The following is an 11,537-nucleotide window of genomic DNA, read 5'->3' as shown; positions in this document are numbered from 1 at the left end:
CGCATGGCCATGCGCGGCGACGGCAAGCACAAGGTCAGCCTGGACAAGGTCATCAAGACCATGCGCGACACCGGCCGCGACATGCAGGACAAGTACAAGGAAACCAGCCGCGGTGGGCTGGCCGTCAATGTCATCGAATGCTGAATGCGACTCATGATGCTCAAGTCGCCATTCAAGGAGCCGCTATAGCTTTCGATGTAACCTCATGGAAGTGCGGGATTCAGGGGGAATCTCGATCGACAATCCATCCACCATCCGCCATCCGCGCCGGCCGCTGGCAACCGGCGCCGGACTGTTGGCTTGCCTATGGCTGCTGGTCCTGCTGGCGGTTTCCCTGCCGGCGGCCGCGCTGGATGCCGGCAAGCCGTTCCGCGATTACGTCACCGACACCTGGGGGGTAGACCAGGGCCTGCCGCAGATCAGCGTGCTGGCCATTGCCCAGGACCCGGCCGGCTATCTGTGGTTCGGCACCCAGACCGGACTTGCGCGGTTCGACGGCGTGCGTTTCGTGCGCTACACCCAACGCGACGCCCCCGAACTGGGCAACAACATCCTGGCCCTGCTCGCCGACGACAATGCACGGTTGTGGATCGGCACGTCCCAGGGGCTGCTGGTGCTGGAGGACGAACACTTCCGCGCCATCGCCCCCACCGTCGCCGACCGTCCGGCGCCGGCCAGTGCCCTGCTGAAGCTCGATGGCCGCATCCTGGTCGGTTGCGCGGAAGGCATCTGCGCACCGCAGGAGGGACGGCTGCGGCGGGTGCATGCGCTGCCGGAACCGGCACTGAGCCTGCTGGCACGCGACGATGGACTATGGGCCGGCGGCGAAGGCCGGGTATTCCACATCGTCGCCGGCAAGGTACGCACCCTGCCCCTGCCGGCAGCGGCCAACGGCGCATCGGTCACCGCGCTGGCGCAGGCCGATGGCGATCTCTGGGCCGGTACCCGCCACGGCCTGTTCCGCCTGCGCAACGGCAGCTGGCAAGCGGCTGACACCCATCCGGGCGACGCCCTGACGGTGGAAGCGATGCAGACCGACCGCGACGGCAACCTGTGGGTGGCCACGCCGCAATACCTGGAACGGCTGCGCGCCGGCCAGCCGCCCGAACGCATCCGCAACGCGCCCGGCGCCATCGCCGTCCGCTCGATCTTCGAAGACCGCGACGGCAACCTGTGGCTGGGCAGCATGGTCGAGGGCGTGACCCGCGCATGGAACGGCTGGGCGCGGCGCCTGAGCCAGGCCGATGGACTGGAAGACCCCCTGCTGTGGTCGATCGCCCCGGCACCGGACGGCAGCATCTGGGTCGGCAGCAGCGATGGCGTTGCCGTCTGGCGCGATGGCCGTTTCCGCAGCCGCGTGCCGGGCAACCGGCTGCCGCACCCGGAGGCCTACAGCCTGCTGCCCGAGCGCGACCAGACCTGGATCGGCACCCGCGCCGGAGTCGCCGTGCTGCGCGGCGACCGGATCGAGGAACCGCCCGAACTGGCCCCGCTGCGCGACGCGCAGATCAACGGCATCGTCCGCGACCATGCCGGCCGGCTGTGGTTCGCCACGACCCGCGGGCTGTTCCTGCTGGAGGACGGCAAGCGCCTGTCGCGCTATGGCGAACGCGACGGACTGGCCGATCCGCGCATCCGCCTGGTGCACGAAACCCGCGACGGCCGCATCCTGCTGGGCACCTACCAGGGCCTGTACGAATGGCGCGACGGCCGCATCCTGCCGACCGGCCGGCAGGGTGGACTGTCCGACGACACGCCGGTCACCGCCTTCCTCGAACTCGAGGACGGGCGCTGGGTGCTGGGCACCAGCAATGGCGAGAGCCTGCGCCTCTACGACGGCCATCGCTGGCACTGGCTGGACCGCGAACGCGAGCTGCCGGCCAATGTCGCCTTCCATCTGGCCGAGAACGGCAACGACCTGTGGGTCGCCGGCATGCGCGGCGTCTACCGCCTGCCGCTGGCGTCGCTGGACCGGGCGCTGGCCGACCCGCAGCAACCGCTGACCGCGCAGATCGTCATCAATTCCGGCGCCGACCGTGCCGGCGGGCAGCAGGACAAATGCTGCAACGGTGCCGGCAACAGCCGCGGCGTGCTGCGCGACGGCCAGCTGTGGCTGCCCACCCGCGACGGCGCGCTGCTGGTGGACGTAGGCACGGCCGCGGACAGCGCACCGCGCAAAATCAGGATCGACGACGTGCAGGTCCAGGGCCGCCGCCTGGCCGCCGGCCAGGGTGCGCTCAAGCTGCCACTCGATGCCCGCGACCTGCGCTTCGAATTCAGCCTGCCCGACTTCCAGCCGATGCATACCCCGCAGCTGCGCTACCGCCTGGCCGGCTACGAGAAAGACTGGCACGAGCTGGACAATCCGGCGATGCGCAACGCCAGCTACGCCAGCCTGCCGCCCGGCTACTACACCTTCGAGGTCGCCGACTTCAGTCATCCCGAGCCATTGCGCAACGCCGCCCATGTCGCGGTGGAGATCCCGCGGCGACTGCACGAGACCCTCGCCTTCCGCCTGCTGGCCGTGCTGGGGCTGGCGGGACTGATCTGGCTGGGCTACCTCGGGCTGCAGCACCGTTACGCCCGCCAGCGTGCGCAACTGGAACGCCTGGTCCAGGAGCGTACCCGCGACCTGCAGGCCGCCAACGCGCAGCTGAAGGCGATCAGCTTCACCGACCCGCTCACCGGCCTGCACAACCGGCGTTACCTGTCCCAGCAGATTCCCACCGACCTCTCGTTCTACGAGCGCGACGAGGGTTACCGCGACGGCAGCGAGGCGGTGGTGTTCGCCCTGCTCGACGTGGACCATTTCAAGTCGGTCAACGACACCCACGGCCACGCCGCCGGCGACCGGGTGCTTGAACAGATCGGCCAGCTGCTCGGCGAACTCAAGCGCAGTGGCGATTACGTGGCGCGCTGGGGCGGCGAGGAATTCCTGCTGGTGTTCCGTCCGCTGCCGCGCGGCAGCCTGGCGCGGCTGGGCCAGCGCCTGTGCACCCGCATCGCCGAGCATAGTTTCGACCTGGGCAACGGCCAGCGGCACCGCCTCACCGCTTCGGTCGGCCTGATCGAATGCCCGTTGTTCCCCAGCCATCCACGCCTGCTCGGCTGGGAGCAACTGGTCACCCTCGCCGACCGTGCGCTGTACCGGGCCAAGACTTCCGGGCGCAACGGCTGGATCGCCTACCAGGCGGTACCGGGCGCGCGGCTGCCCGATGACCTGTCCGCGCTCGCCGGCGATCCGTGGTGGCTGGTGGAAAACGGCCTGCTGGAGATGTTCGGCATCGAAGGCGAGATCCGCTGCGAAGCCACTCCGTAGCCTACGGGCGACGCGCCCGGTCCGGCTCCCGCCTCATTCTGCCGTGCATGCCGCAACGTATTGCGCTGGCTCTGGGCGACGCACCAGAATCCCACCTCACCATGGAGCCCCGGAGTTACGGATGCAGAACGGACAGCAATCCGATGGACCGGCACCGCCACGACGTCCCCGCACGGCCACGCCGGCGGCCCCGCGCAGCGGTGGCGGCCTGACCCTGCCCCGGCTCGTGTTCGCGGTGATCGTGCTGCTGGTGCTCGCCTGGTTCATCGGCAAGCGGCCGGCGGCAGTGGATCCGGCTGCCGCCGCAGCCACGCCGGAAGCAACGGCACCGGTCGCGTCCACGCCCGCCGCACGACCGGAAGCGCACGTCGTCCACGGAGAGAAATCGACCACGCTGGCGGACATCGGCGAAGCCCGCATGTCCCTGCAGGAGCAGGGCGATGCGTTGCGCGTGGAAGGCGGCGTGGGCCGTAACTTCGCCAGCGACCTGAAGGCGATACTGGACGCGACGCCCTCGGTGCGCCGCATCGATATCACCAGCGGTGGCGGCTATGCCGTCTCCGGACTGGAAGCAGCGCGGATCGTCCGCCGCAACAACCTCACCGTGCGCGTGCGCGGGTACTGCGCCAGCATCTGCGTCGCGCTCTGGGCCGCCGCCGCGCAGCGCCAGATGGAGCCCGATGCGGTGATCGGCCTGCACCAGCGCAACGCGCAGTGCGATGCCCTGCCGTCGCCGGCGCGGGAGGAATGCCACTACCAGGACCAGTTCGCCACCGAGCACGACTCCAGCTACAGCGCCTGGCTGCAGGCGGCCGGCTTCAACCGGCGCCTGCTCGACCTGCAGGCCCGCACCGCCTCGGAGGACATCGCCGTGCTCATGGCACCGCAGCTGTGGGACAACGGCGTCGATTTCAGCGTCGTCGACCGCAATGGAGCGCGCATGGGTCGTACCGAAGTCGAACGCTTTCTCAGCGAGAAATCCGCGCGGCGTTGAGAAGCCGCCCGCGCCCGCCATCGCTGCCCTGCGGGTAGCGCCCGACCATTGGCCGGGCGGGACTTTCATGTGTACCGGGCAATCGTGCCGACCCGCAGTCGGCACCACCATGGTCCGGTGGATCGCAGCCCACTGCACCGGAACATTGCATGCGATCCGCATGCTGGACAGGCCTGCATCCACCAAAAGCCTTGCGGCAGCAGCCGGCCGTTGGTCGGTGCCCACCGCGATGGTCGCGGACTCCCGCCCTCAACGATTGGCGATGCCCAGCACGTCGTCCAGCAGCGCGGCCGCGGTGACTTCGGCACCCGCGCCCGGTCCCTGGATCAGCAAGGGCTGCTCGCAATAGCGGTCGCTGTGGATCGCCACGCGGTTGTCGGTGCCGCGACCACCGGCCAGCGGATGGTCCGCCGGCAGCGCGCGCAGACCGACACTGGCGCCGTGCCCGTCCAGACGGGCGACGAAACACAACGACAGGCCTTGTTCGCGCGCGCTGAGCAGATGACCGGCGAGCGGCGCATCCAGTTGCGCCAGCGCGGCATCGACCTGCCCGGCCGGCAACGCGGCCAGCGCCGGCGGCACCAGCGATTCGACCGCCACCTGCTCCGCTTCCAGCGCCACGCCGGCCGCGCGTGCCAGGATCAGCAGCTTGCGGCGCACGTCCTCGCCGGACAGGTCGATGCGCGGATCCGGCTCGGTATAGCCGGCCGCGGCCGCCTCGCGCACGCAGTCCGAGAACGGCCGGCTGCCGTCGAAACGATGGAACAACCACGCCAGCGAACCGGACAACACGCCTTCAATGGAATGGATACGGTCGCCGCCGGCCACCAGCGCGCGGATGCTGGACAGCAGCGGCAGGCCCGCGCCGACCGTGGCCGCGTCGCCATAGCGCGTGTTGCCGGCGGCCACGATCCCGCCGATCTGGCGCGCGCGCGCCAGCGTGGTGCCGTTGCCCAGCTTGTTGGCGGTGACCACGTGGATGCCCCGCGCCAGCCAGTGGACGTGTTCGGCGGCGACGTCCTCGCTGGCGGTAGCATCGACCACAATGTCGCCGGCCTGCAGGCGTTCGATTTCCTCATGGTGCGCCGGTGCGTCGCCCTGCCGGTCCGCGTCGCGGGCGCGCGACAGCACGGCCTCGGGCGCATCGCCACAGGCCAGTGCGATGCGCGAGTTCGCCACCACGTGCAGCGACGGCAGTTCGAGCTGCCGTTGCCGCAGGGCCTGGTAACGGGCCACGAAGGCCGAACCCACGGTACCGGTGCCCAGCAGCACCAGCCGCGCCTGCGCTGCCGCCTGCGGACGCAGCTGTGCGCTCATGCATCCACCGTTTTTCGCTGGGCGTCGAGGCGGCTGTCGGCCAGCACGCGCGCAGCGCGCAGCAGCCCCGCCTGCAGGTCGGCCACCAGGTCCTCGCTGGCCTCGATGCCGACCGACAGGCGCAGCAGGCCGTCGCTGATACCGGCCTTGGCCCGCGCTTCGGCGGTCATCGCGGCATGGGTCATGGTGGCCGGGTGCGCGACCAGGCTCTCCACGCCGCCCAGCGATTCGGCCAGGGTGAAGTAGCGCAACCCTTCGACGAAGGCGCGCACCGCCGCGTGCGGGTCGGCGCCTTCGCACTGCGCCAGTTCGAAGGACAGCATCGCGCCGAAGCCCTTCTGCTGGCGCGCGGCCACCGCATGGCCCGGGTGCGATTCCAGTCCCGGGTAATAGACCCTGGCCACCACGTCGCTGGTGGCGAGCAGATCGACCAGGGCGCGGGTGTTCTCCTGGTGCACGCGCAGGCGCGCGTCCAGCGTACGCAGGCCGCGCAGGGTCAGGAAGGCGTCGAACGGCGAGCCGGTCAGGCCCAGTGCATTGGCCCACCACGTCAGCTGCTGGTGCACCTCGGCCTCGCGCGCGATCACCGCACCGCCAACCACATCGCTGTGGCCGTTGACGTACTTGGTGGTGGAATGCAGCACGACGTCGGCACCGAAGGCGATCGGGTTCTGCAGTGCCGGCGACAGGAAGGTGTTGTCGACCACCACCTTGGCGCCGGCCTTGTGCGCGGCGTCGATCACGAAACGCAGGTCGGTGATGCGCAGCAGCGGGTTGGACGGGGTCTCCACCAGCACCAGCGCCGGCGACTGCGCCAGCGCATCGGCCAGCGCGCGCGGGTCGGTCAGGTCGGCGGTGATCAGCTCGAAGTGGCCCTTGGTCGCCAGCGCGTTGAACAGGCGCCAGCTGCCGCCGTAGGCATCGTGCGGCACCACCAGCTTGTCGCCCGGCTGCAGCAGCGCGTTGAGCACCAGGTTGATCGCGCCCATGCCGGTGGAGGTGATGACGCCGCCGGCGCCGCCCTCGAGTTCGGCCAGCGCTTCGCCCAGCAGGTCGCGGGTCGGGTTGCCGCTGCGGGTGTAGTCGTACTGGCGCTTGTTGCCGAAGCCGTCGAAGCTGAAATTGGACGACAGCACGATCGGCGGCGTCACCGCGCCATGGGCGGTATCGCGGTCGATGCCCGCACGCACGGCCGCGGTGGCGCGGCAACAGGACACATCGGAAACAGTGGACAGGCTCATGCGTTTTCTCCGGGAAGGCGAAGGGCGTTGGCGAGAATCGCGTCGATGCGATCGGTTTCTTTCAGGAAGGCGTCGTGGCCGTAGGGCGAGCGCAGCACGCGCAGGCTGCCGCGCGTGCCCAGGCCCTCGACCAGCGAGACCAGGTCGGACAGCGGCACCAGGCGGTCGCCCTCGACCGCCACCACCAGCGTCGGCACGCTGACGGCGGCCGGATCGACGCGGTGCAGGTCGATGGATTCGGACAGGCGCAGATAGGCGTTGACGCGGGTGCGCGCCACGTACTGCGCGCCGGCGGCGTCGAGGTAGTCCTCGGCGGCCACGCGCACGCGACCGTTCACCACCTCGGGCGCGGCGTCGAAGCGCTCGCCGAATTCTTCCGGGGTGCGGTAGCTGAGCATGGCGAACTGGCGTGCCAGCGCCAGCCCATGCGTTTCGGCGCACTGCAGCTGGCCCAGCGCGACCGCACGCCGCTGCAGCGCGCGCCAGGCCGAGGCGTACGGATGCGGACGATGCGCGCCGCTGACCGCCACCAGCCGGCCCAGCCGCTGCGGGTGGCGGATGGCCAACTGCTGGCCGACCAGCGCGCCGTAGGAATAACCGACATAGCCGTGCAGGCAGTCGATGCCCAGCGCATCCAGCAGCGCGGCGACGGCATCGGCCTGGTCGGCGGTGTCGATCGGTGCATCCAGCTCGCCATCGGCGCCGATGAAATCAAAGCCGAGCAGGCGGCGGCGTTCCGGATCCAGTGCGCGGCCGACGCCGACCAGGCCGTCGGCCCAGCCCTTCTCGCCGAACACCGCATTGGCGGCGATGTGGCGGTGCGCGGAAATGCCGCCGGCCACCAGCACCACCGGCGCATGGGCGCGGCCGACCAGTTCATAGCGCAGGCGCAGGACGCGCTCGCCGGCGTGGCGCATCGCCAGGCGCACTTCGATTTCTCCGCGTACGGCGGCGACGGCATGCGGCGCGCTGTCGTGCGCGGCGGCCGGGAATTCACGGATGGCGGTAGCGGTGGCGAAACTCATGGCGATATCCGGTAAGGAGCAGCCATCGAGCTTCGCGGGCCCGTGTTCGCCGTGCGTGGCACGGATCGAACCATCTTTCGGCGGACACAGTGGTCACCGCAGGATTTGGCACCAGATACAGACGCTTGCGCATCTGCTGGTTGCCCCGGCTTCAAAGGGCCTGTCCCTCTGCCGGTCTCGATGGTGGGCACACGATGCCAGCCGCTCCGCCGCCTGTCAATCTCTTTATTCGGATGGAGCGATGGAGTTTCCGATGCAACCATGCCGGCATAATCCGGAGCCCACCTCCACCGCCACCGCATGCGCCGCCTGCCGCTCCTGCTCCTGTCCGCGACATTCGCCCTGCCCGCCCACGGCGATGACCCCGCGCCGCGCTGGCGCCAGGGCTGGGGGCTGAGCGCATCGACGACGCAGGCGAGTGACATCGGCCACGACACCGGCTTCGCGCGCCTGGTCGTGCAGCGCCGTGCCGGCGGCCACGAGGCGCAGGTGTGCAACCTGCTGTCCGGTCCCGTACAGGTCCGCCTGCGCGACGGCAGCGATGGCACCGGGGTGGTCGCGCCGGTGCTGCTGCCGGCCGGCGGACAGCGTCGCCTGCTGTGGCTGGCCGATGACGGCGCCCCCGTCCGCCTGCTGCTCGACGCCTTTCCCGGCGATCCGTCCGCCCGGCCCATCGACCATCTCTACCGGCTGCCGTTCGACAGCGTCCCGGTACGCGTCAGCCAGGGCATCGGCGGACCGCGCAGCCATGGCGATGCGCAGAACCGCTACGCCATCGACTTCCCCCTGCCCGAAGGCACGCCGGTCCTCGCCGCCCGTGCCGGCACGGTGATGCAGGTGGTGGCCGATTCGCCCGAGGACGGCTGCCTGGTCCGGATGCTGCACGCCGATGGCAGCATGGCGCTCTACGCCCACCTGCAGGCGGGCAGCCTGGCGGTCCGGCCCGGGCAGGCGGTCCAGGCCGGGCAGGCACTGGCCCGTTCCGGCAACACCGGCCACAGCACCGGCCCGCACCTGCACTTCGCCATACAGGCCAACACCGGGCTGGCGCTGGCCTCGATCCCGTTCCGCATGGCCGGCCCGCGTGGCGAACTGCGCTTCGCCCATGAGGCGGGCGCCCTGCCCTGAGCGGCTATAATCGCCGGCTTCCCTTTCCCAATGCGCGCCCGCCGCGGGCGCAGCCGCCATGTCCGAAGTCGCCTCCGAAGCCGCGCGCCGCCGCACCTTCGCCATCATTTCCCACCCCGACGCCGGCAAGACCACGCTGACCGAAAAGCTGCTGCTGTTCGGAGGCGCGATCCAGATGGCCGGTTCGGTGAAGTCGCGCAAGACCAGCCGCCACGCCACCTCGGACTGGATGGCGCTGGAGAAGGAGCGCGGCATCTCGGTCACCTCCTCGGTGATGCAGTTCCCGTACGAAGGCAAGATCGTCAACCTGCTCGACACCCCCGGCCACGCCGACTTCGGCGAGGACACCTACCGCGTGCTCACCGCGGTGGACTCGGCGCTGATGGTGATCGACGTGGCCAAGGGCGTGGAGGAGCGCACCATCAAGCTGATGGAGGTGTGCCGCCTGCGCGACACGCCGATCATGACCTTCATCAACAAGCTCGACCGCGAGGGCAAGGACCCGATCGAGCTGCTGGACGAGGTCGAGACCGTGCTCGGCATCCAGTGCGCGCCGGTCACCTGGCCGATCGGCATGGGCCAGCGCCTGAAGGGCGTGGTGCACCTGCTCACCGGCGAAGTGCACCTGTACGAACCGGGCCGCAACTTCACCCGCCAGGATTCGACGATCTTCCCGTCGCTGGACGCGCCCGGCCTGGCCGAACGCATCGGCGAGAAGATGCTGGCCGACCTGCGCGACGAGCTGGAACTGGTGCAGGGCGCGAGCCATCCGTTCGACAAGGACGCCTACCTGCGCGGCCAGCAGACCCCGGTGTTCTTCGGCTCGGGCGTGAACAACTTCGGCGTGCAGCCACTGCTGGATTTCTTCGTCGAGCACGCGCCGGCGCCGCGGTCGCGCGCCACCACCGGCCGCGACATCGCCCCGCAGGAAGACAAGCTGACCGGCTTCGTGTTCAAGATCCAGGCCAACATGGATCCGCAGCACCGCGACCGCGTGGCGTTCATGCGCGTGTGCTCGGGCAGGTTCAGCGCCGGCATGAAGACCTTCCACGTGCGTACCGGCAAGGACATGAAGCTGGCCAACGCGCTGACCTTCATGGCCAGCGACCGCGAGATCGCCGCCGAGGCATGGCCGGGCGACGTGATCGGCATCCACAACCACGGCACCATCTCCATCGGCGACACCTTCACCGAGGGCGAGGCGGTCACCTTTACCGGCATCCCCAACTTCGCCCCGGAACTGTTCCGCCGCGCGCGCCTGAAGGACCCGCTCAAGCTCAAGCAACTGCAGAAGGGCCTGGCGCAGCTGTCCGAGGAAGGCGCCACCCAGTTCTTCCGCCCGATCATGAGCAACGACCTGATCCTGGGCGCGGTCGGCGTGCTGCAGTTCGACGTGGCGGCCTATCGGCTGAAGGATGAGTACGGCGTGGAAGCCATCTTCGAGCCGGTCGGCGTGGTCACCGCCCGCTGGGTGCATTGCGGCAACGCCAAGAAGCTGGAGGAGTTCCGCGAGAAGAACGCCAGCAACCTGGCCATCGACGCCGCCGGGCAGCTGGTCTACCTCGCTCCGACCCGCGTGAATCTGCAGCTGGCGCAGGAACGCGCGCCGGACGTGCGCTTCTCCGCCACGCGCGAAGCCGCGCACACCGTTTCGGTGGAATGAATGCCCATGTAGGAGCACACCTTGGTGCGGGAGGGGCTTTCCCGGGAGAGCCTCATCGCGCACCAAGGTGCGCTCCTACCCCGCTGCATGACGCCATCCGGAACAGGCGCCCGGCGTACGGATGCAGCCCGTGCTGCATTGCGGTAAGTTGCAGCCCATGCCTACCGCCGCCCCCCTGCCGCATCACATCGCCGATATCCGCGAGGAAATCGCCAGCGCCCTGACCCATGGCCTGGGCGCGGTCACCGCGCTGGGTGCCAGCGCCGTGCTGATCACGTTGGCCGCGATCTACGGCGACGGCTGGCAACTGGCCAGCGCCATCGTCTTCGGCATCGCGCTGCTGCTGCTCTACACCGCCTCCACCCTGTACCACGCCATCCAGCATCCGGTGGCCAAGGGCCGGCTGAAGATATTCGACCACTGCGCGATCTACCTGCTGATCGCCGGCACCTATACGCCATTCACCCTGATCGGCCTGCGCGGCCCCTGGGGCTGGGGCCTGTTCGCGGCGATCTGGACCCTGGCGCTGGGCGGCGTGGTGTTCAAACTTTTCTACACCGGTCGCTTCAAGCGGCTTTCCACCGCCATCTACATCGCCATGGGCTGGCTGGTGATCGTCGCCATCGAGCCGATGTGGAATTCGCTGGACGGCTTCACCCTGGGCTGGCTGCTGGCCGGCGGCGTCTTCTACACGCTGGGCACCTATTTCTACCACCGCGAATCGGTGCGCTATTCGCACGCCATCTGGCACCTGTTCGTGATCGGCGGCAGCGTCTGCCACTTCGTCTCGGTGACCGCGCAGATCCTCTAGCACCCACTGTATTCCACCGGCGCGGCACACGCCGCGGCA

At 69.6% G+C, this 11,537-nt stretch carries 9 protein-coding genes and 1 riboswitch; of the genes, 6 read left to right on the top strand and 3 right to left on the bottom strand.

From position 1 onward, the window contains the following. From AC1DGW_RS09725 to AC1DGW_RS09715, 3 genes are all read left to right on the top strand, one after another. Positions 1 to 144: L-serine ammonia-lyase, iron-sulfur-dependent, subunit alpha (locus AC1DGW_RS09725; protein WP_180323354.1), on the top strand; the 144-nt coding region annotated here is incomplete at its 5' end. Positions 145 to 295: 151 nt separating this feature from the next. Further along, positions 296 to 3,319 (top strand): two-component regulator propeller domain-containing protein, encoded by a 3,024-nt coding sequence (locus AC1DGW_RS09720; protein WP_478022208.1) that lies wholly within the window; start codon positions 296 to 298, stop codon positions 3,317 to 3,319. A gap of 121 nt (positions 3,320 to 3,440) precedes the next feature. Further along, positions 3,441 to 4,313 (top strand): hypothetical protein, encoded by an 873-nt coding sequence (locus AC1DGW_RS09715; RefSeq protein ID WP_478022206.1) that lies wholly within the window; start codon positions 3,441 to 3,443, stop codon positions 4,311 to 4,313. Positions 4,314 to 4,562: 249 nt separating this feature from the next. On the opposite strand, the gene AC1DGW_RS09710 is transcribed toward AC1DGW_RS09715, so the two are convergent. From AC1DGW_RS09710 to metX, 3 genes are read right to left on the bottom strand one after another with little or no spacing between them, the layout of a single operon-like run. Further along, entirely contained in the window at positions 4,563 to 5,630 is a 1,068-nt protein-coding gene (locus AC1DGW_RS09710) for a homoserine dehydrogenase family protein (protein WP_478022204.1), read from the bottom strand. Further along, complete coding sequence (locus tag AC1DGW_RS09705) at positions 5,627 to 6,871, bottom strand: O-succinylhomoserine (thiol)-lyase (RefSeq protein ID WP_478022202.1); 1,245 nt, start codon at positions 6,869 to 6,871, stop codon at positions 5,627 to 5,629. The genes AC1DGW_RS09710 and AC1DGW_RS09705 overlap by 4 nt, the downstream gene beginning before the upstream one ends. Next, entirely contained in the window at positions 6,868 to 7,896 is a 1,029-nt protein-coding gene (metX, locus tag AC1DGW_RS09700) for a homoserine O-succinyltransferase MetX (RefSeq protein WP_478022200.1), read from the bottom strand. The genes AC1DGW_RS09705 and metX overlap by 4 nt, the downstream gene beginning before the upstream one ends. 67 nt (positions 7,897 to 7,963) lie before the next feature. After that, positions 7,964 to 8,083, bottom strand: a riboswitch (SAM riboswitch). Positions 8,084 to 8,196: 113 nt separating this feature from the next. Between metX and AC1DGW_RS09695 the strand changes: the two genes are divergently transcribed. The 3 genes from AC1DGW_RS09695 to trhA all read left to right on the top strand — a co-directional run bounded on the left by AC1DGW_RS09695 (position 8,197) and on the right by trhA (position 11,498). Beyond that, positions 8,197 to 9,024: a M23 family metallopeptidase gene (locus tag AC1DGW_RS09695; RefSeq protein ID WP_478022198.1), complete on the top strand. Its 828-nt coding sequence runs from the start codon at positions 8,197 to 8,199 to the stop codon at positions 9,022 to 9,024. A 58-nt stretch (positions 9,025 to 9,082) separates the two neighbouring features. Next, positions 9,083 to 10,687 (top strand): peptide chain release factor 3, encoded by a 1,605-nt coding sequence (locus tag AC1DGW_RS09690; protein WP_478022196.1) that lies wholly within the window; start codon positions 9,083 to 9,085, stop codon positions 10,685 to 10,687. 157 nt (positions 10,688 to 10,844) lie between these two features. Continuing rightward, positions 10,845 to 11,498 carry a PAQR family membrane homeostasis protein TrhA gene (gene trhA / locus AC1DGW_RS09685; protein WP_478022194.1) on the top strand — a complete coding sequence of 218 codons (654 nt, stop codon included), beginning with the start codon at positions 10,845 to 10,847 and terminating at the stop codon, positions 11,496 to 11,498. Positions 11,499 to 11,537: the final 39 nt, after the last annotated feature.

The sequence above is a fragment of the Stenotrophomonas sp. 05N423 genome, assembly GCF_056397145.1.
Note: the sequence above shows the minus strand (reverse complement) of the source record. Positions and strands in the feature narration are given on the sequence as shown.